Raw genomic sequence first — 18,384 nt, forward strand, 5'->3', positions numbered from 1 at the left:
CCATCCCGTCCGCCTGTCCCGTCCGCCTGCCCCGTCGGCTTATCCCGTCCGCCTATCCCGGACCCACCGATCCCGGCCCCGCGCCCGGCAGGCCGCCCTGCCGCGGTTCGGCCTGACGCAGGTATTCCTTCGGCGGACGGCCCAGCACGCGCCGGAACATCGTGGAAAACGCCGCGGGGCTCTGATACCCGAAGTCCAGCGCGATCGCCGTGACCGGCTCGCCCTCCGCCAGGCGGGCCAGGGCCAGCACCACGCAGGCGCGCTGGCGCCATTCGGAATACGCCATGCCCGTCAGCCGCCGGAAGGTCCGGCTGAACGTACGCGCGCTCATGTGCAGGCGGTCCGCCCATTCCTGCGGCGGCAGGCGCGCATCGGGCGCGGCGATGAAAGCGCGGCATAGCGGCGCAAGCCGCTTGTCGCGCGGCAAGGGGATATGCAGCGGCAGCACTGCCGCGCGCTCGACCTCGTGCAGCAGCAAGGCAGCCAGCGCCCCGTCGCGGCCCCGCGGGTCATAAGCGGCGGGCATGTCCACGGCCTCCAGCAGCAGCGCGCGCAGCAGCGGCGACACCTCGATCACCTCGCAGGACTTGCTGCCCGCGCGCGCCGCGCCCGGCTCGATATAGGCGCTGCGCGTGCTGACGCCCAGCATGCGGACCCGATGCGTCACGCCTGCCGGAATCCAGACGGCGCGTTGCGGCGGAACCACCCAATTGCCGTCGCGCGTAGCCACGTGCATGACGCCGGTGGCGCCATAGAGCAACTGCGCCCGCCGATGGGCGTGGTCGGGCAACAGTTCTCCCCGGGGATAGTCGTTGCCGATCGCGACCACCGGACGGGCAAGGCCGTCGTGCCGGTCGATATGGGTGTTGCGCATGGTGCATGCCGCGTTCGCGAGGCGGCGGCTTGGCCGAAACGAAAACATCATTGTCCCATCCTCGAAAGCGGGCCAGGCGCGGCGCCCCTATCGTGGCGGCTTTCCTGCAAGGAATGGCGGCATGTTCTATCTGGCGTTGGTCTTCATTGGCGGCCTTTGCGGCATTACCACGGTGCTCTTCGGCTTTGGCGGCGGGTTCGTGGTGGTGCCCGCGCTGTACGGGCTGCTGACGGCCATGCATGGCGCGGATGACGCAATCGGCCAATCGGCGATGCACATCGCCGTGGCGACCTCCACATGCGTCATGATCGTCAGTTCGGCGTCTGCCACGCACAGGCACCTGCGCGCGGGCAACATCGTTCGCGACTATGTGTGGCCGCTGGCGGGCTACATCGCGGCGGGCGCCCTGCTGGGCGCGTTGGCCGCCACCCGCGTCGATGGCGGCTTCGTGCGCCACGCCTTCATCGCCTACCTGGGCGTGACGATCCTGGATTGCCTGTTGCGCCAGGGCTTCATGTCGCAGGGCGCAGGCGCGGCGCCGCGTGCGATGGGCCGTGCGGCTACGATGGCCGGCGGCCTGGGCATTGGGGCGATTGCCGCCTTCCTGGGCGTGGGCGGCAGCGTCATGACCGTTCCATTGCTGCGCCGGCGCGGCTTGCCGATGGCCAAGGCCGCCGCCATGGCCAACCCGCTGACCCTGCCGGTCGCGCTCGCGGGCACGCTTGCCTACCTGGCCGCGGCGCGCCAGGCGCCGCAGGCGCTGGCGCCGTGGATCGTGGGTTATGTGGACCTGCTGGCTTTCGCTGCGCTGGCGCTGGGATCGCTGGCCGGCATCCGGCTGGCCGCCCCGCTGATTCCGCGCATTGCCGACCGCCTGCACGCGCGCGTCTACGTGCTGCTGCTGATCCTCGTGATGATCGGCATGATCGCGCTCTAGCGGCCCTTTTCGCATAAACCTGCGGACACATCGCCGCCAGCAGCGACTACCAAACCGCGCAAAACGTTTCGGACGCGCGTCCTGGGGCCGCCCTGCAAGGGCTTGCCGGCAAATGGTGGCCTGGCGACACAGGAAAACACATCGCGAAACTTGTGCCCGGCCCGCCCCGCTCGTCATCATGGTCGGACTTTCAACCGGAACTAGGAGATTTCATGCAGCGTTCCACTTATGGATTCCTGTCCGCCGCCATCCTGACGACGGCGCTGTCCGGTGCCCCTGTCCTGGCCCAGCAGGCCAGCCAGCCCCAGGCGCAGAGCCAGGCGCAGACTCAGGCTCAACCCGGCATGGCGCCCGCCGTGCGGCAACCCACGGACCAGCAATTGCAGAAGTTCGCCTCGGCTTCGCAGAAAATCTCGGGCGTGGTCACCGAGTACCGCCCCAAGGTCGATGCCGCCAAGACCGACGACGCCAAGCAGAAGGTCGTCCAGGAAGCGGACGCAAAGATGGTGCAGCTGGTTCGCGCCGACGGTCTGACCGTCGAAGAGTTCAACGGCATCGGACAGGCCGTGCAGCAGGACCCGCAGCTCAGGGAGCGGCTCATGAAAATGGGCCCGGGCACGCCCGCGCCTCGCTGAGCGGCCTGCACACGCCGCCGTGGCCCCGCCGCGGCAAGGCGACGCGACCGCCTGCCCGGGGTACGCGGCGCCTCGCCCAGGGCGGGACACGTTTGCCGGCGATGGCCGAGCGGTTATCCTAGGCGCCAGACCCTTGTTTGGACGCCCTCCAGGAGCACCGCACCTTGACCCCGGAACTCACCCTCTACGATCTGGCCGGCGCGGATGCCGCGTTGCGCTTCAGCCCGCATTGCTGGAAGACGCACATGGCGCTGGCCCACAAGGGCCTGACAGCCGAGACCATCCCCTGGCGCTTCACCGAAAAGGAAGCCATCGGCTTCTCCGGCCAAAAGCTCGTGCCGGTGCTGGTGCACGGCGAGCACGTCGTGAGCGACTCCTGGCAGATCGCCTGCTACCTCGAAGACACGTTTCCCGAACGGCCCTCGCTCTTTGGCGGCGATCACGCCCGCCCGCTCAGTCAGTTCGTGAACGCGTGGGCCGACACCACGCTGGTGCCCGTGCTGGCACGCCTGCTGCTGCCCGAGATCCACGACCTGATCCACGACAAGGACAAGGACTACTTCCGTGCGACGCGCGAGAAGCGATTCGGCCGGCTCGAAGACCTGCCGGCCGGCTACGCGGACCGCATCGCCGAGCTGCGCGCCGCGCTGCTGCCCCTGCGCCAGACGCTGGGCAAGCAGCCCTATCTGGCAGGCAGCGCGCCCGGCTACGCGGATTATTCGGTCTTCGGGATGTTCATGTGGGCCCGTTGCACCAGCCCCTTGGCGCTGCTGGACGCGGATGACCCGGTGTACGCCTGGCGCGAGCGGCTGCTGGACGCATTCGGCGGACTGGCGCGCCGCGCGGCGGTGAGACCGGCGGCGCAGGCGGCCTGAGCGCGGCGCGGGGCGCGGGGCTTGACGCCGCGGGGCTTGACCCTTCAGGTCTTGAGCCGATAGCCCGTCTTGAAGATCCAGCGCACGCCCACCAGGCAGGCCAGCAGGAACGCCACCGTCATGCCCACGCTGATCTCGACGCTGACGTCGGAGACGCCAAAGAATGCCCAGCGAAAGCCGCTGACCAGATACACGACCGGATTGAACAGCGTGACGGTCTGCCAGAACGGCGGCAGCATGTTGATGGAATAGAACGTGCCGCCCAGGAAGGTCAGCGGCGTGATGATCATGAGCGGAATGATCTGCAGCTTTTCAAAGCCGTCGGCCCAGATCCCGATGATGAAGCCGAACAGGCTGAACGTCACGGCGGTCAACACCAGGAAGGACAGCATCCATAGCGGATGCGCCACCTCGAACGAGACGAACAGCCTTGCGGTCGCCAGCATGATGAGGCCCAGGATGATGGACTTGCTGGCCGCCGCCCCCACGTAGCCCATCAGGATTTCGACGTAGGAGATGGGCGCCGAGTGGATCTCGTAGATCGTGCCGGAAAAGCGCGGCATGTAGATGCCGAACGAGGCGTTGGCGACGCTTTGCGTCAGGAGCGACAGCATGATCATGCCCGGCACGATGAACGCGCCGTAGCTCACGCCGTCGATCTCGACCATGTGCGACCCGATGGCCGATCCGAACACGACGAAGTAGAGCGAGGTGGAAATCACCGGCGAGAGCACGCTTTGCATCAGCGTGCGCCAGGCGCGGGCCATTTCAAAGAGGTAGATGGCGCGTATGGCGTAGAAATTCATGATTGACCGTGCACCAGGCTGACGAAGATGTCCTCGAGCGAGCTTTCCGAGGTGTTGAGATCCGCGAATTCGATGTTCAGGCGGCTCAGGTCCTGCAGCAGCCGCGAGATGTCGCCGCCACGCTCGTTGTCGTAGGTATAGACGAGCTTGTAGCCGTCGGCGGACAGGTCGAGCTGGTAGGCGTCCAGCGCCGTCGGGATGCCCGGCAGCGGCGCCTTCAACGTCAGCGCGAGCTGGCGCTTGCCCAGCTTGGCCATGAGCGCGTTCTTTTCCTCGACCAGGATGATCTCGCCGCGGCGGATCACCCCGATCCGATCCGCCATCTCCTGGGCTTCCTCGATGTAGTGCGTGGTCAGGATGATGGTGACGCCGCTTTCGCGCAGCCGCCGCACCATTTCCCACATACCGCGCCGCAGTTCCACATCGACGCCCGCGGTCGGTTCGTCCAGGAACAGGATCGCCGGTTCGTGCGACAGCGCCTTGGCGATCATGACGCGCCGCTTCATACCGCCCGACAGCGCCATGATGCGGCTGTCCTTCTTGTCCCACAGCGACAGGTCGCGCAGGACCTTTTCGATGTAGGCGGGATCGGCCGGCTTGCCGAACAGGCCGCGGCTGAAGGTGACGGTGTTCCAGACGCTTTCGAAGGCGTCCGTGGAGATTTCCTGCGGCACCAGCCCGATCTTCGAGCGGGCCGCGCGAAAGTCCGTGACGATGTCGTGTCCGTCGGCCAGCACCGCGCCGTGGGTGGGATTGACGATGCCGCAGATGATGCTGATCAGCGTGGTCTTGCCCGCGCCGTTCGGCCCGAGCAAGGCAAAAATCTCGCCGCGCTGGATGTCCAGGCTGACGTTCTTGAGCGCCTGGAACCCCGACGCATATTGCTTGGATAAGCCTTGTACCGATATGACTGGCTGCACGCGAGCCCCCAACTTGACCATAGCCGGAGGATTTTACCCGCCGCGCAGCCCCCGCTTGTTCAACGTGGCGGAACGGTGTGTTTGGTTTTTGAGAAAACTAGAAGTCTTCGTCTTCTTGCACCTTGGGCATCAGGTAGGCCGTCAGCGCGCTGGACAGGCCGGCCATCACCCACAGGACAAAGAACGACACGGTGTAGAAACCCATCCGGCCCGTGGGGACATGTCCGAAGATGGTCACGTCCAGCGGGTCGATCAGGGCGAAGATCAGTGCGCTTCCCACGGCGGCGGCCAGAAAGGACGGCCACAGGATCCACATCAAAGATCGCAGTCCCATGCGTGAACTCCCCGGTTCAAGGTTTGGCGGCGGCCGGGCTGGCGTTCGGCGCCGCCCGGCCCTCGGCCGCGCTGGCCGCGACCTGTTCGATAACCAGTCCGCGCTTGACCACGCCCTCGCCGATGGGCTGGTCGGCAAACTGGGCCATGGCCAGATAGATCGTGATGAAGCAGCCCACCATCGCGGCGAACGGGCCGGCCATCAGGATCCACGGCCAGGGCTCGCGGTACCAGGGCTTGACGGGAGGGGCCGCATCCGCGGGGTCGAGGGTGATTCGTGCAGCGTTCATGAAGATATCCTTGTGGCGTTCAGGGCTAAGGGCCGCCCTACTCGGGCACATAGAAACTGGCGGGCTCGTCGGTTTCGACCGGCTGGTTGTCGCCGTCCTGCCCCCGGGCGCGCAGGGTGATGGGATGGGCGCCGGGCGTCGAGCCCGCCGGGGCGCGAATGACCATGGGCACCAGCTTGTTGGCGGCGGCTTCGACCTCGACCACGTCCGACCCCTGCTGGCCGGCCAGCACGGCCAGGTCCGGCATGCCCTCGGCCGACAGGCGCAGGCGCATCGGCACGTCCGACGTGTTGATGATCTGCAGCCGGTAGACGTTTTCGATCAGGCCGCCGGCAACCTCGCGGCCCAGCGCGCCGCGGTCCCGGATGACGTCGACGCGCAGCGGATTGCGCAGGGCCAGCGACACCACGAAGGCCACCGCCAGCGCCAGGATCAGCGTGCCGTAGACCAGGACGCGCGGCCGCAGCAGGTGCGACCGTGCGCTCTTGGTGGACAGGCCATCCAGCATGGCGCGCTCGGACGTATAGCGGATGAGGCCCGGCTCGTACTGCATCTTGTCCATCACCTGCTCACAGGCATCAATGCACGCGCCGCAGCCAATGCACATGTACTGCAGGCCGTCGCGGATGTCGATGCCGGTCGGACAGACCTGCACGCACAGGCTGCAGTCGACACAGTCGCCCAGCCCCGCGGCCTTGTGGTCCACCTTGCGCGAGCGGCTGCCGCGCGGATCGCCGCGGCGCTTGTCGTAGGTGACCACGAAGGTGTCCGGGTCGACCATCACGCTCTGGAAGCGGGCGTACGGGCACATGTACTTGCACACCGATTCGCGCATGAAGCCGGCGTTGCCCCAGGTCGCAAAGCCGTAGAACAGCATCCAAAACCACTGCCAGCCGCCAAGTTGCAGGGCGAACAGTTCGTGCCCCAGCTCGCGGATGGGCGCGAAATAGCCGATGAAGGTCGAGCCCGTCCACCACGCCAGCGCGATCCAGAGGAAATGCTTGGTGAATTTCAGGCGGAACTTGTGCCAGGACCAGGGCGATTCATCCAGGCGGATGCGCGCGATGCGGTCGCCTTCGACCTTGCGCTCGATCCACATGAAGATTTCGGTGTAGACGGTCTGCGGACAGGCGTAGCCGCAGAACAGACGCCCGGCCACGGCGGTGAAAAGGAACAGCGCCAGCGCGGAGATGACGAGCAGCACGGCAAGATACACGACGTCCTGCGGCCACAGCACCAGGCCAAAGAGATAGAACTTGCGCGCCCCCAGGTCGAACAGGACGGCCTGGCGGCCGTTCCATTGCAGCCAGGGCAGGCCGTAGAAAATGAGCTGGGTAAGGAAGACGAACGCGATGCGCCAGCGGGCGAAGATGCCGCTGACGGATCGCGGATAGATCTTGCTGCGCACCCCCGCCAGCGTCTGTTCCAGGGTCTCCTGGCCCGGACGCGGCGGCCGCGTATGCGGCCGCCAGGGCGGCGGGTCACCGCCAGGCGAACTGCCGCCGACGCTTGCGGTTGACCCATCATTCATTTGCTGCTCCGTACGGTAAGTGCTGGCGGTATGGGGGGCCGCCGCGCGGCCCCCCACCTACGTGCCGCGGTTTCACTGCTGGGCGGCGCCGGCGTCGGCGGGCGCCGCGGCGGCCTGCTTCTGCGGCTCGGCCTTGTTGGAAAGACCCCAGACCCAAGCCGTCAGGATCTTGATCTGCTCCGGCGTCAGGACGTGTTCGTGCGCCGGCATGCGGTTTTCGCGGCCGTCGAGAATGGTCTTGACGATGGTCGCCTCCGAACTGCCATACAGCCAGACGTCGTCCGTCAGGTTGGGCGCGCCCATGAGCGGGTTGCCCTTGCCATCGACACCGTGACAGGCCACGCAGAAGTTGGCGAACTCGCGCTTGCCGCGGAACACGCGCACCGGATCGGCCGTCAGGCCCGACAGCGAACGCACGTATTGCGCGATGTCGCCGGCCATCTTGGGATCGATCGAGTCCTTCCAGGGCGGCATCACGCCAAGGCGCCCTTCCTTGATGGTCTGCATGATGGTCTCGGGCGAACCGCCATGCAGCCAGTCGCCGTCCGCCAGGTTGGGAAAGCTGGGGCCGCCCTTGGCATCGGAACCGTGGCACTGCGCGCAGGTGTTCAGGAAGAGGCGCTGGCCGATTTCTCGCGCGCCCGGATCCTGCGCGATCTGCGGGACCGACATGGTCTCGAAGCGCGCATAGATGGGGCGAACCGCTTCGGCCATCTTGGCCTGTTGCTGCGCCACTTCCTGCGCGCTGCTGAAGCCCAGCTTGCCCTGGTAGGCGCCCAGCCCCGGCATCAGGAACAGATAGCCCAGCGCGAACACGCAGGCCAGCAGGTACATCCAGGTCCACCAGGTGGGGACCGGATTGTTGAGCTCGGTCAGGTCGCCGTCCCAGACATGGCCGGTGTCCTCGACCTGGCCGTTGGCCGGCATCGCGCTGAGCCAGCGGCGCTGCGTGTACAGCAGCCACACGCACCACACCACCCCGCCCACCGCGACGATCGCGATGAAATACCCCCAGAAGCTATTGACGAAATCGCTCATGACCGATTCGCTCCATCTTGTTGTGCCTGACCGAATTCATCGGGCAGTGCGAACGGCAGCATGGCCGATTCGCGGTTGGCGCCCTGGCGGCCGCGCGAGCAGGCCCACCAGACGATGCCGAAAAAGGTTGCCATCGAGATGGCGGTGATGATTGCGCTTAGGTAGGCGACCATGGTCAGCCTCCCGTGGCCGCTTGCGCGGCAGGCTGCACGGCGGACTGCCGGGCCTTCTTGGCTTCTTCGGCCTTCTTGGCCTCTTCGGCCTGCTTGGCAAGCTGCGCCTTGCGCACACCCACGCCCAGCCCTTGCAGGTAGGCCACGAGCGCGTCTTCTTCCGTCTTGCCCTCGATCGCCTTGGGCGCCGCGGCGATTTCCTCGTCGGTGTACGGCACGCCCAGGGCGCGCAGGGCGCGCATGCGCTGGTCCACGTTCTGGCCCGTGAGGACCGTCTTTTCCAGCCAGGGATAGGCGGGCATGTTGGATTCCGGCACCACCTTGCGCGGATCGCGCAGGTGGATGCGGTGCCAATCGTCGGAATATCGCTCGCCCACGCGCGCCAGGTCGGGACCGGTACGCTTGGAGCCCCACAGGAAGGGGTGATCGAAGACCGATTCCGCGGCGACCGAGTACGACCCGTAGCGCTGGACTTCCGCAGCCAGCGTACGCACCTGCTGCGAGTGACAGCCCACGCAGCCTTCGCGGATGTAGACGTCGCGGCCCATCAGCCTCAGCGGGCTGTAGGGTTCGACGCCGGCCACGGGCTGGGTGGTGCTGTGCTGGAAGAACAGCGGGATGATCTGGACCAGGCCCGCGAAGGAGACCACCAGGATGCTGGCGATGATCATCCAGCCGATGTTCTTCTCGAGGGTCTGATGGGAAAAGAAGCCATGATTCTTGTTGGCCATGATGTCCTCGTCAGGCAGTGGCCGGCACGGCGGTCGCGGGAACCGGCGCACGCGCGGCTTGGGGTTCGTCTTGCGGAATGGCGGGGTTGACCGACTGCGCGCCGCGCACCGTCTTCCACACGTTCCAGGCCATGACGAACACACCGCACAAGAACAGGGTTCCACCCAGCAAACGGATCAGGTAGTACGGAACGCGCGTCTTCAGTTCCTCGACGAAGCTGTAGACCAGGGTGCCGTCCGGGGCCGTGTCGCGCCACATCAGGCCCTGCTGCACGCCGGCGATCCACATGGCCGCGATGTACAGCACCACGCCGATGGTCGCGATCCAGAAGTGCAGCTCGATGGCCTTGACGCTGTACATCTTTTCGCGGCCGTACAGGCGCGGGATCAGGTAGTAGAGCGAACCGAAGGAGATCATGGCGACCCAGCCAAGCGCGCCGGAGTGCACGTGGCCGATGGTCCAGTCCGTGTAGTGCGACAGCGAGTTCACCGTGCGGATCGACATCATCGAGCCTTCGAAGGTGGACATGCCGTAGAACGACAGCGCGGTCACCATGAACTTCAGGATGGGATCGGTGCGCAGCTTGTACCAGGCGCCCTGCAAGGTCATGATGCCGTTGATCATGCCGCCCCACGACGGCGCCAGCAGGATCAGCGAGAACGTCATGCCCAGCGACTGGGTCCAGTCAGGCAGCGACGTGTACAGCAGGTGGTGCGGACCCGCCCACATGTACGTGAAGGCCAGCGCCCAGAAGTGGACGATGGACAGGCGGTACGAGTAGATGGGGCGGCCGGCCTGCTTGGGCACGAAGTAATACATCATGCCCAGGAAGCTGGTCGTCAGGAAAAAGCCCACCGCATTGTGGCCGTACCACCACTGCACCATGGCGTCCTGCACGCCCGCGTAGGCGGAGTAGGACTTCCACAGCGTCACCGGCATCTCGATGTTGTTGAAGATGTGCAGGATGGCGATGGTGAGGATGTACGAGCCGAAGAACCAGTTGGCCACGTAGATGTGCTTGGAACGGCGCTTGATGATGGTGCCGAAGAACACGATGGCGTAGGCGACCCAGACCAGGGTGATCAGGATGTCGATGGGCCATTCGAGTTCGGCGTATTCCTTGCTGCTGGTAAAGCCCATGGGCAAGGTGATCGCGGCTGCGACGATGACGGCCTGCCAGCCCCAGAACGTGAAGGCGGCGAGCTTGTCGCAGAACAGGCGCGCCTGACAGGTGCGCTGCACGACGTAGTACGACGTCGCGAAAAGTGCGCTGCCGCCGAAGGCGAAGATCACGGCGTTGGTGTGCAGCGGGCGCAGGCGGCCGTAGCTGAGCCATGCGGTGTCGAAATTCAACTGAGGCCAAATAAGCTGCGCGGCCAGAAACACGCCCACAGCCATGCCGACTATGCCCCAGACTACCGTCATGAGCGCGAACTGCCTCACGACCTTGTAGTTGAAGGTATCGGACTTGCTTGCGATTGCGGCGCAATCGTTCATCACCCTTCCCCTAAAGTAACAAGAACTTCCAGGCTTCGATGATGGGACTAGTCACAGGAGTCGGCGTTGATTTGGATCAACCGGGATGCGACGCCCCGAACTTCGGCGCATAACCGCAACGCTTGAAGGGGTATCGAGGTGGCGCAGCGGCGTTTCCGGCGCCGCGCAGACGCTTCAGCGGCGGCCCGCGGCGGCGCTGTCGTCGTCGCGCAGGATGGCGGTGCCGGCATCCTCGGTATCGTCGTACTGGCCGTTGAAAACCGCCCACCACAGCGACACGCCGATCGCCAGCACGAAGAGCAGCGACAGCGGCAGGAGCAGATAGAGAATGGTCACGGCGCCGCTCCGAGCGCGGCGCCCGGCGCCACGCTGTCCGACCAGTCGCGGCGGCACAGGCGCCACGAGTTGTAGGCAACCGCCAGCGACGACAGCAGCATGGTGATCGCGGCCAGCCAGGGCGTGACCCATCCGGCGAGCGCCAGCGGCGTCATCAGCAGATGCCAGACCAGCGAGCCGTACAGGTTCTGCCGCGCCTTGCGCCGGGCCTCGGCGAGCAGGGCATCCAGCGCCGCGTCCGGCAGGTCCGGATGCGCCGCCAGCGCGCTGTGCGCGGAGGCCATCGCGGTGGGCACGGCCATGGACATGGCGCAGGGACAGCTCATGACCAGCAGCGCCACCATCACGGGGATGCTGTGGGCCGGGTCGATGTAGGCCCAGCCCGCCGCGGCGGCCAGCGCCAACGCGACCTGGATCATGACGAAACGCGACGCCACGCGGTCGGCGCGCGCGCCCAGCCGCAGCCGTTGTTCTTCCACGCGGGCGTGTCGGCGGCCCGCCGACCCCGCGCCGCCGAAGGACTGGCGCGCGCACAGTTCGAGGTAACGCGCGGTCAGCAGAAACGCCACGAACATCGTGACCGAATCGAAATAGACTTCGCCCCGGCCGGTCCATGTGGCGAGGACGCTGGGAATGAAGGCGGCGACGATGCCCAGCGCCACCGGCACGTCCATGCCCGCGCGCCCCGCGCGCAGATTGGCGCCGGCATGGCGCCAGATGGGCCATGCCGAATACAGCACGACCGGCACCGTCAGCGCAAAGCTGGCCCAGTTCATGAGGACGATGGCCCAGTCCAGGGTCTCGAGCGCATCCGCCGGCATGCTTTCGTGGCGCAGATAACCCGGCCACGCGAACATCATGACCTGCATCATCGCCAGCCAGGCGAGCGACAGGCGCACCAGCGCATGGCGGCGCTGCTGGCGGTCGGCATCGGGCAAGTTGGCCGGGACGGCGAAAATCGATTTGGCTCGCATGTGCCGATGGTAGCCAGCCCGGGTCCCGGGCGTCTTGATCTGAATCAAGGCGCCCGGGGCGATTTGCCGGCGCCCCGGGGGTCGATGCACCGGGGGCCGACGCACCGGGTGTCGACTCACCGCGAGCCGGGACGCCGCCCCATCCGTCCGGCCATGACCGATCTGGCCGGTGGCGTGCGCGGCTTGCGGCTGATACAAAATCATTCTGATGCCCCGCAATTATTTTCCGAGGGGCCTGGCAGGCCTGGGCGCCGCGCTCTGGCCGCGTGTGCACGAACAAGGGGCCACGGTGACGTATCACCGGGCCCACGGTATGTGGAAGACCACCATGCGATGGCCCAATGGCGTTTTCGTAACCGGCACCGACACCGGTATCGGCAAGACCCTGGTGTCGGCGATCCTGGCGCGCGCCTGGAACGCCGACTACTGGAAACCGGTGCAGACCGGCGTGGCCGAGGAACCCGGCGACACGGACACCGTGGCGCAACTGGCCCGCCTGCCGCCGCAGCGGCTTCACCTGCCCGCCTACGTGCTGGAGGCGCCGCTGTCGCCTTGGGCGGCCGCCACCCTGGAAGACACGGTGGTCGACGCCACCAGCATCGTGCCGCCCGCGACGCGCGCCCCGCTGATCGTGGAAGGCGCCGGCGGCCTGTACGACCCCATCGACGACACGCACATGATGATCGACCTGATCGCGCGGCTGGGCATGCCGGTGGTGCTGGCGGCGCGCAGCGGGCTGGGCACCATCAACCACACCCTGCTCAGCCTGGAAGCGCTTCGGCGGCGCGGCATTCCGGTGCTGGGCGTGGTGATGAGCGGACCGCCGTCGGCGGGCAACAAGGAAGCGATCGAGCGCTTCGGCGGCGTGCGCGTGCTGGCCGAGATCCCGCCGCTGCCGCGCGTCGACGCCGAGGCCGTGGACGCGCTGGCGCGGGACATCGCGCCGCTGGCCGAATGCCTCGCGGCACTGGACGGTGCGCCGGCCGAAGCGGGTTGAGCGCGCAGCGACAAGCAGACTGCGGCAACTACGTTCTTGCCAATTTTTGCCAAGCCTCCTAAGCTATGGCGATGGGCACCATGAACATTTCTTTGCCGGACTCGCTGAAATCCTTCGTTGACGAACAGGTCACCGAGCGGGGCTACAGCACGAGCAGCGAGTACGTCCGCGAACTCATCCGCAAGGACCAGGATCGGCTCCAGCTCCGAGGGCTGCTGCTGGCGGGCGCCTCGTCCGAACAGGCTGCCCCGGTCGACGCCGCTTATTTCGCCGGCCTGCGAGCCCGCGCCAGTAAGAATTCGGGCCCCGACTCCCAAGCGTGAAGGTCAAACCCGTCATCCCGCGTGTGCAGGCGAACGCGGATATCGACACCGCGATAGCGTATTACCTGAGCACGGCGTCCGAGCAGATTACGCTCGGGTTCATCGAGGCCCTGGAACGGGCGTACCTGCATCTCGCCCGCCACCCCGCGACAGGATCCATCCAATACGCGCTGGAACTGAACCTGCCCGGCCTGCGCTCCTGGCCGTTGACTCGCTACCCCTATCTGGTCTTCTACGTGGAACACCAGGACCATATCGATGTCTGGCGCATCCTCCATCAGCAACGGGACATCCCCGCGTGGCTGGAAGGCCCCGGCGCGGTGTAAATGCCACGCCGGGCAGGCCGGGACCCGCGCGCTCACTGCCGCGCCATGTCGATGAACGCCCGCAGCGCCGACGACACCCTGCGCTGCTTCGGGTAATACAGCATGAAGCCGGGGATCGTCTGGCACCAGTCGTCCAGCAGCCGCACCAGCGTGCCCGCCGCAAGCTGGGCGGTCACGTAGTTCTCCGGCACATAGCCGATGCCGATGCCGTCGGTGGCGGCGCGCACCTCGGCGTGGACGTCGCTCAGGGCGATGCGCCCGGGGAAGTCGAATTCCAGCGTCTCGCCGTCCTTCGTGAACGCCCACTTGAAATAGCGTCCGCTGGGAAAGCGGTAGCGGATGCATTCGTGATGCATCAGGTCTGCGGGATGCTGCGGCGGTTCGCGCCCTTGCAGGTAGCCGGGCGAGGCCACCACCACCGAACGCAGCGGCGGGCCGATGGGCACCGCCACCATGTCCTCGGGCACCGCTTCCAGCAGCCGCACGCCCGCGTCATAGCCCGATCCCACGATATCGACGAAGCTGTCGTCTTCGCCGATTTCCAGGCGGATGTCCGGATAAGCCGCGAGGAATCGCGCCGCCATGGGCATCAGCAGCAGGTACGAGGCCGCGCGCGAGGTATTGATGCGCAGCGTGCCGGCGGCCGCGCCGCGGAAGTGGTTCATTTCGTCCAGCGCATCGCCCAGGTCATGCAGCACGGGCTGCAGACGTTCGGCCAGGCGCTGGCCAGCGTCGGTCAGCGCCACGCTGCGCGTCGTCCGGTTGAACAGGTTCACGCCCAGACGTTCTTCCAGGTTGCGGATGGCGTAGCTGACCGCCGACGTGGACAGGCTCAGTTCCTCGCCGGCCTTGCGAAAGCTGGCGAGCCGGGCAACGGCCGAGAAGGCGGCCAGGTGGGACAGGTTGTCGAGCGGCATGATTATGCAAATTCATTCAATAAATCATGCCGAAATTCTAGCTTGAACGCCCACAGGGGCCGATTTATTGTTGCCGCCTGCTCAACAAATTCGCAAGAGGCCGTCATGATCCAAGCCCAAGGCTACGCCGCCCACAGTGCCGACACTCCCCTGGTCCCCTTCAGTTTCACCCGCCGCGAACCGGGCGATGACGATGTGCTGATCGACATCCTGTACAGCGGCATCTGCCATTCGGACCTGCACCAGGCGCGCGGGGACTGGGGCAATTCCATGTATCCCATGGTGCCGGGCCACGAGATCGTCGGCCGCATCGCGCAGGTCGGCAAGAACGTCTCCCGGTTCAAGGTGGGCGATTACGCCGGCGTGGGCTGCATGGTCGACTCGTGCCGCCACTGCAAGGCCTGCCGCCTGAACCTGGAGCAGTACTGCGAGGAAGGCGCCACCCTGACGTACAACGACAAGGCGCGCGGCAGCGACCAGCTCACCTTTGGCGGCTATTCCGACCGCATCGTGGTGCGCGAGCATTTCGCCGTGAAGGTGTCCGACACCCTGGACCTCAAGGCCGTGGCGCCGCTGCTGTGCGCCGGCATCACCACGTATTCGCCGCTGCGCCACTGGAAGGTCGGCCCCGGCATGAAAGTCGGCGTCATCGGGCTGGGCGGCCTGGGCCACATGGGCGTGAAGTTCGCGCACGCCATGGGCGCGCACGTCGTGATGATCACCACCTCCGCCGACAAGGCGCGCGACGCGAAACGCCTGGGCGCGGACGAGGTTCTGGTCTCGCGCGACGCCGACGCCATGGCGGCCCACGCCAACTCCTTCGACTTCCTGCTGAACACCGTCCCCGTCAGCCACGACGTCAATCCCTACATGGCGCTGCTTGCGCTGGACGGCACCATGGCGCTGGTGGGCGCGCTGACGCCGCTGGATCCGATCCCTGGCGCCAACCTGATCATGGGCCGCAAATCGCTGGCCGGCTCGGCGATCGGCGGCATGGCGGAAACGCAGGAGATGATGGATTTCTGCGCCGAGCACGGCATCGTCAGCGACGTGGAGATCGTGCCGATCCAGGCCGTCAACGAGGCCTACGAGCGCCTGGTGAAAAACGACGTGAAGTACCGCTTCGTGATCGACATGGCGACCCTGAAGGACACGCGCGCCGCGGCGTAGCGGGCGGGTGCGCGGCCGGGCGGTACAAAAAAAGAGGGTGCCCGCAGGCACCCTGAATCCACCCTACAACAGCACCTGCAACTACACACCTGCAAACCGCAGTCAACAGCAGAAGAACGGCGGCCGGCGTTTCGCGAAACGGGCCGGGGCGGCCTGCCCCGGCCGCCGGGCGCCGCCGGCTTTACGCCGCCTTCTGCGACTTGCCGTGTTCGAACTGCGCTTCTTCCGTCGAGCCGGTCAGCGCGGTCGTGGACGACTTGCCGCCTTCGATCGTCTGGGTCACGGCGTCGAAGTAGCCCGTGCCCACTTCGCGCTGGTGCTTCACGGCGGTGAAGCCCATTTCGGCGGCGGCGAATTCCTTCTGCTGCAATTCCACGAAAGCGCTCATCTGGCGGCGGGCGTAGCCGTGGGCCAGCTCGAACATGCCGTAGTTCAGCGCGTGGAAACCGGCCAGCGTGATGAACTGGAACTTGTAGCCCATGGCGCCCAGCTCGCGCTGGAACTTGGCGATGGTGCCGTCGTCCAGGTTCTTCTTCCAGTTGAAGGACGGCGAGCAGTTGTAGGCCAGCAGCTTGCCCGGGAACTGGCGATGGATGGCGTCCGCGAACTTGCGGGCGTATTCCAGGTTGGGCGTGGAGGTTTCGCACCAGATCAGGTCGGCGTACGGGGCGTAGGCCAGGCCGCGCGAGATGGCCTGGTCAATGCCGGCGCGGGTGCGGAAGAAGCCTTCCACGGTGCGCTCGCCGGTGATGAACGGGCGGTCGTTCTCGTCCACGTCGCTGGTCACCAGGTCGGCCGCGTCGGCGTCGGTGCGCGCCAGCAGCACGGTCGGCGTGCCCATCGTGTCGGCGGCCAGACGGGCCGACACCAGCTTGGACACGGCTTCGCGGGTCGGGACCAGCACCTTGCCGCCCATGTGGCCGCACTTCTTCACGGACGCAAGCTGGTCTTCGAAGTGCACGCCCGAGGCGCCGGCCTCGATCATGGCCTTCATCAGTTCATAGGCATTGAGCACGCCGCCAAAGCCGGCTTCTGCGTCCGCCACGATGGGCGCGAAGAAGTCGATGTAGCCTTCGTCGCCGGGGTTCTTGCCTTCCATCCACTGGATCTGGTCGCAGCGCGTCAGCGAATTGTTGATGCGGCGAACCACCTGGGGCACCGAGTTGGCGGGATAGAGCGACTGGTCGGGATACATTTCGCCGGCCAGGTTGGCGTCACCGGCGACCTGCCAACCGGACAGGTAGATGGCCTTCAGGCCAGCCTTGACCTGCTGCATGGCCTGGTTGCCGGTCAGGGCGCCCAGCGAGTTCACGAAGGGTTCGCTGTGCAGCAAATCCCAGAGGCGGGTGGCGCCGCGGCGGGCCAGCGTGTGTTCGACGCTGATTGAGCCGCGCAGGCGGATGACGTCTTCGGCGCTGTAGTCGCGCTTGATGCCTTGCCACCGGCTGTTTTCAGCCCAGTCTTTTTGCAGGTTGCGGATTTCGGTTTCGCGATTGCTCATTGTGATGCTCCTGGTCAGTGATGTGAGAACGATTGGAACTTCAGAGAACGTCTTGGAACTTCAAAAACGATTCGCGTCTGGCGTTGCGTGAATCGTTGGAGAAAGTCTATGCCTCTGCTGCGGAGCAATGTGATGGCAAGTCTTATAGAAGACAAAAAATCTTCGCTATAAAAATCAATAGGTTGCGAAGACGATTTTGTATAATGAAACGCGATTGTCGTTTGTGAAATGGCGTGGCGCTGCTGCGCAGCAGGCGCTTTCACAATACGAGGGTTACATTTCACATCGCGGAAATTCGGGCCTTTTCCAAGCGCCTACAATGCCGTCATCCTCCCGGACTCCCCTTCTTTGCTATGACCCTGTCTCACGGCCCGCTCGGGCAGAGCGTGGCCTATGCCTCGCAATACGATCCCTCGCTGCTTTTTCCCATCGCGCGTGCGCACAATCGCGCGGCGCTGAATCTGCGCGACGACAACCTGCCCTTCAAGGGCGTGGATCTGTGGAACGCCTATGAACTGTCGTGGCTGGACGCCAAGGGCAAACCGCGCGTCGCCATGGCGACGTTTTCGGTGCCGGCCGACAGCCCCAACATCATCGAATCCAAGTCGTTCAAGCTGTATTTGAATTCGTTCAACCAGACCCGCCTGGTGAATTCGGCCGCCCTGCGCGGCCGGCTGGAGCGCGACCTGAGCGCGGCCGCCGGCGCGCCGGTCGGGCTGGACTTCTTCCTGCCGCAGCGCTTTGCCGAGTTGCAGATGGGCGAGATGGACGGCATCTATATCGACAAGCTGGATATCGAGATCGACACCTACGAGCCCGCGCCCGAGCTGCTGCGCACCCGGCCGGGCGACGTGGTCGAGGAGACGCTGGCCTCGCGGCTGCTGAAATCGAACTGTCCCGTGACCGGCCAGCCCGACTGGGCCACGGTCCAGATCCGCTACCGCGGCGCCCCGATCGACCGCGAATCGCTGCTGCGGTATGTGGTGTCGTTCCGCCAGCACGCGGAATTCCACGAGCACTGCGTCGAACGCATCTTCAGCGACATCATGCAGGCCTGCGGCCCCGAGCAATTGACGGTGTATGCGCGCTATACGCGCCGAGGCGGGCTGGACATCAACCCGTGGCGCAGCAATTTCGAGGCCGCGCCGCCGGCGGACAGGCGGACCGTCCGCCAGTAAGGCAGGCCCCGCCCAGCCAGA

Annotated in this window: 22 protein-coding genes; 8 read left to right on the forward strand and 14 right to left on the reverse strand. The window is 66.0% G+C overall.

Translation table 11 applies throughout. From position 1 onward, the window contains the following. Positions 1–52: 52 nt before the first annotated feature. Positions 53–874 carry an AraC family transcriptional regulator gene (locus tag BMW75_RS18350; RefSeq protein WP_092581445.1) on the reverse strand — a complete coding sequence of 274 codons (822 nt, stop codon included), beginning with the start codon at positions 872–874 and terminating at the stop codon, positions 53–55. 121 nt (positions 875–995) lie between these two features. On the opposite strand from BMW75_RS18350, the gene BMW75_RS18355 reads away from it, so the two are divergent. The 3 genes from BMW75_RS18355 (at position 996) to BMW75_RS18365 (ending at position 3,321) form a co-directional block, all read left to right on the forward strand. After that, positions 996–1,811: a sulfite exporter TauE/SafE family protein gene (locus tag BMW75_RS18355; RefSeq protein ID WP_092581317.1), complete on the forward strand. Its 816-nt coding sequence runs from the start codon at positions 996–998 to the stop codon at positions 1,809–1,811. A 212-nt stretch (positions 1,812–2,023) separates the two neighbouring features. Beyond that, on the forward strand, positions 2,024–2,446 hold the full coding sequence (locus tag BMW75_RS18360; protein WP_092581318.1) for a DUF4168 domain-containing protein: 423 nt from the start codon (positions 2,024–2,026) through the stop codon (positions 2,444–2,446). Between the two features lie 164 nt (positions 2,447–2,610). Beyond that, positions 2,611–3,321: a glutathione S-transferase family protein gene (locus BMW75_RS18365; RefSeq protein ID WP_092581319.1), complete on the forward strand. Its 711-nt coding sequence runs from the start codon at positions 2,611–2,613 to the stop codon at positions 3,319–3,321. Positions 3,322–3,365: 44 nt separating this feature from the next. Here the strand turns inward: BMW75_RS18365 and BMW75_RS18370 are convergent, their stop codons facing one another. From BMW75_RS18370 to BMW75_RS18420, 11 genes are all read right to left on the reverse strand, one after another. Then, positions 3,366–4,127, reverse strand: coding sequence for an ABC transporter permease (locus tag BMW75_RS18370; RefSeq protein ID WP_076520202.1), 762 nt, complete (start codon positions 4,125–4,127; stop codon positions 3,366–3,368). After that, on the reverse strand, positions 4,124–5,047 hold the full coding sequence (locus BMW75_RS18375) for an ABC transporter ATP-binding protein (RefSeq protein WP_092581446.1): 924 nt from the start codon (positions 5,045–5,047) through the stop codon (positions 4,124–4,126). The genes BMW75_RS18370 and BMW75_RS18375 overlap by 4 nt, the downstream gene beginning before the upstream one ends. Before the next feature lie 97 nt (positions 5,048–5,144). Then, a complete protein-coding gene (locus BMW75_RS18380) occupies positions 5,145–5,381 on the reverse strand; it encodes a hypothetical protein (protein ID WP_076520201.1) in 237 nt (78 codons plus the stop codon). 16 nt (positions 5,382–5,397) lie between these two features. Further along, positions 5,398–5,670, reverse strand: coding sequence for a FixH family protein (locus BMW75_RS18385; RefSeq protein ID WP_092581320.1), 273 nt, complete (start codon positions 5,668–5,670; stop codon positions 5,398–5,400). Positions 5,671–5,707: 37 nt separating this feature from the next. Further along, positions 5,708–7,201: a cytochrome c oxidase accessory protein CcoG gene (gene ccoG, locus BMW75_RS18390; protein ID WP_092581321.1), complete on the reverse strand. Its 1,494-nt coding sequence runs from the start codon at positions 7,199–7,201 to the stop codon at positions 5,708–5,710. 72 nt (positions 7,202–7,273) lie between these two features. Beyond that, positions 7,274–8,239: a cytochrome-c oxidase, cbb3-type subunit III gene (gene ccoP / locus BMW75_RS18395; RefSeq protein WP_092581322.1), complete on the reverse strand. Its 966-nt coding sequence runs from the start codon at positions 8,237–8,239 to the stop codon at positions 7,274–7,276. Then, on the reverse strand, positions 8,236–8,412 hold the full coding sequence (locus BMW75_RS18400) for a cbb3-type cytochrome oxidase subunit 3 (RefSeq protein WP_076520197.1): 177 nt from the start codon (positions 8,410–8,412) through the stop codon (positions 8,236–8,238). Before BMW75_RS18400 ends, ccoP begins: the two co-directional genes overlap by 4 nt. A gap of 2 nt (positions 8,413–8,414) precedes the next feature. Then, positions 8,415–9,143, reverse strand: coding sequence for a cytochrome-c oxidase, cbb3-type subunit II (gene ccoO / locus BMW75_RS18405; RefSeq protein WP_092581323.1), 729 nt, complete (start codon positions 9,141–9,143; stop codon positions 8,415–8,417). Positions 9,144–9,153: 10 nt separating this feature from the next. Beyond that, positions 9,154–10,641 (reverse strand): cytochrome-c oxidase, cbb3-type subunit I, encoded by a 1,488-nt coding sequence (gene ccoN, locus BMW75_RS18410; RefSeq protein WP_076520195.1) that lies wholly within the window; start codon positions 10,639–10,641, stop codon positions 9,154–9,156. A gap of 174 nt (positions 10,642–10,815) precedes the next feature. Continuing rightward, entirely contained in the window at positions 10,816–10,977 is a 162-nt protein-coding gene (gene ccoS / locus BMW75_RS18415; protein WP_076520194.1) for a cbb3-type cytochrome oxidase assembly protein CcoS, read from the reverse strand. Further along, positions 10,974–11,951 carry a P-type ATPase actuator domain-containing protein gene (locus BMW75_RS18420; RefSeq protein WP_092581324.1) on the reverse strand — a complete coding sequence of 326 codons (978 nt, stop codon included), beginning with the start codon at positions 11,949–11,951 and terminating at the stop codon, positions 10,974–10,976. The genes ccoS and BMW75_RS18420 overlap by 4 nt, the downstream gene beginning before the upstream one ends. A 328-nt stretch (positions 11,952–12,279) precedes the next feature. Between BMW75_RS18420 and bioD the strand changes: the two genes are divergently transcribed. The 3 genes from bioD (at position 12,280) to BMW75_RS18435 (ending at position 13,597) form a co-directional block, all read left to right on the forward strand. Next, the gene (bioD, locus tag BMW75_RS18425; protein ID WP_092581447.1) at positions 12,280–12,948 is read left to right on the forward strand and encodes a dethiobiotin synthase; all 669 of its coding nucleotides are present in this window, start codon (positions 12,280–12,282) and stop codon (positions 12,946–12,948) included. Positions 12,949–13,019: 71 nt separating this feature from the next. After that, positions 13,020–13,271 (forward strand): type II toxin-antitoxin system ParD family antitoxin, encoded by a 252-nt coding sequence (locus BMW75_RS18430; protein WP_092581448.1) that lies wholly within the window; start codon positions 13,020–13,022, stop codon positions 13,269–13,271. Further along, on the forward strand, positions 13,268–13,597 hold the full coding sequence (locus BMW75_RS18435) for a type II toxin-antitoxin system RelE/ParE family toxin (RefSeq protein ID WP_092581325.1): 330 nt from the start codon (positions 13,268–13,270) through the stop codon (positions 13,595–13,597). The genes BMW75_RS18430 and BMW75_RS18435 overlap by 4 nt, the downstream gene beginning before the upstream one ends. A gap of 32 nt (positions 13,598–13,629) precedes the next feature. On the opposite strand, the gene BMW75_RS18440 is transcribed toward BMW75_RS18435, so the two are convergent. Further along, complete coding sequence (locus tag BMW75_RS18440) at positions 13,630–14,514, reverse strand: LysR family transcriptional regulator (protein WP_092581326.1); 885 nt, start codon at positions 14,512–14,514, stop codon at positions 13,630–13,632. A gap of 105 nt (positions 14,515–14,619) precedes the next feature. Between BMW75_RS18440 and BMW75_RS18445 the strand changes: the two genes are divergently transcribed. Beyond that, a complete protein-coding gene (locus BMW75_RS18445; protein ID WP_076520189.1) occupies positions 14,620–15,684 on the forward strand; it encodes an NAD(P)-dependent alcohol dehydrogenase in 1,065 nt (354 codons plus the stop codon). A 181-nt stretch (positions 15,685–15,865) separates the two neighbouring features. Here BMW75_RS18445 and aceA read toward each other — a convergent pair whose 3' ends face one another. Continuing rightward, a complete protein-coding gene (gene aceA / locus BMW75_RS18450) occupies positions 15,866–17,185 on the reverse strand; it encodes an isocitrate lyase (protein ID WP_076520188.1) in 1,320 nt (439 codons plus the stop codon). A gap of 353 nt (positions 17,186–17,538) precedes the next feature. On the opposite strand from aceA, the gene queF reads away from it, so the two are divergent. After that, on the forward strand, positions 17,539–18,363 hold the full coding sequence (queF, locus tag BMW75_RS18455) for an NADPH-dependent 7-cyano-7-deazaguanine reductase QueF (RefSeq protein WP_076520187.1): 825 nt from the start codon (positions 17,539–17,541) through the stop codon (positions 18,361–18,363). Positions 18,364–18,384: the final 21 nt, after the last annotated feature.

The sequence above is a fragment of the Achromobacter sp. NFACC18-2 genome, from assembly GCF_900108985.1.
Classification (GTDB): domain Bacteria; phylum Pseudomonadota; class Gammaproteobacteria; order Burkholderiales; family Burkholderiaceae_B; genus Achromobacter.

Bases quoted from the DNA above. Each gene is read 5' to 3' on its own strand.
- ccoG (WP_092581321.1), bottom strand. From the start codon at position 7,201: ATGAATGATGGGTCAACCGCAAGCGTCGGCGGCAGTTCGCCTGGCGGT.
- BMW75_RS18370 (WP_076520202.1), bottom strand. From the start codon at position 4,127: ATGAATTTCTACGCCATACGCGCCATCTACCTCTTTGAAATGGCCCGC.
- BMW75_RS18440 (WP_092581326.1), bottom strand. From the start codon at position 14,514: ATGCCGCTCGACAACCTGTCCCACCTGGCCGCCTTCTCGGCCGTTGCC.
- bioD (WP_092581447.1), top strand. From the start codon at position 12,280: ATGCGATGGCCCAATGGCGTTTTCGTAACCGGCACCGACACCGGTATC.
- BMW75_RS18380 (WP_076520201.1), bottom strand. From the start codon at position 5,381: ATGGGACTGCGATCTTTGATGTGGATCCTGTGGCCGTCCTTTCTGGCC.
- BMW75_RS18360 (WP_092581318.1), top strand. From the start codon at position 2,024: ATGCAGCGTTCCACTTATGGATTCCTGTCCGCCGCCATCCTGACGACG.
- BMW75_RS18355 (WP_092581317.1), top strand. From the start codon at position 996: ATGTTCTATCTGGCGTTGGTCTTCATTGGCGGCCTTTGCGGCATTACC.
- BMW75_RS18420 (WP_092581324.1), bottom strand. From the start codon at position 11,951: ATGCGAGCCAAATCGATTTTCGCCGTCCCGGCCAACTTGCCCGATGCC.
- aceA (WP_076520188.1), bottom strand. From the start codon at position 17,185: ATGAGCAATCGCGAAACCGAAATCCGCAACCTGCAAAAAGACTGGGCT.
- ccoP (WP_092581322.1), bottom strand. From the start codon at position 8,239: ATGAGCGATTTCGTCAATAGCTTCTGGGGGTATTTCATCGCGATCGTC.
- queF (WP_076520187.1), top strand. From the start codon at position 17,539: ATGACCCTGTCTCACGGCCCGCTCGGGCAGAGCGTGGCCTATGCCTCG.
- BMW75_RS18350 (WP_092581445.1), bottom strand. From the start codon at position 874: ATGCGCAACACCCATATCGACCGGCACGACGGCCTTGCCCGTCCGGTG.
- BMW75_RS18430 (WP_092581448.1), top strand. From the start codon at position 13,020: ATGGGCACCATGAACATTTCTTTGCCGGACTCGCTGAAATCCTTCGTT.
- BMW75_RS18385 (WP_092581320.1), bottom strand. From the start codon at position 5,670: ATGAACGCTGCACGAATCACCCTCGACCCCGCGGATGCGGCCCCTCCC.
- ccoO (WP_092581323.1), bottom strand. From the start codon at position 9,143: ATGGCCAACAAGAATCATGGCTTCTTTTCCCATCAGACCCTCGAGAAG.
- ccoN (WP_076520195.1), bottom strand. From the start codon at position 10,641: ATGAACGATTGCGCCGCAATCGCAAGCAAGTCCGATACCTTCAACTAC.
- BMW75_RS18445 (WP_076520189.1), top strand. From the start codon at position 14,620: ATGATCCAAGCCCAAGGCTACGCCGCCCACAGTGCCGACACTCCCCTG.
- BMW75_RS18400 (WP_076520197.1), bottom strand. From the start codon at position 8,412: ATGGTCGCCTACCTAAGCGCAATCATCACCGCCATCTCGATGGCAACC.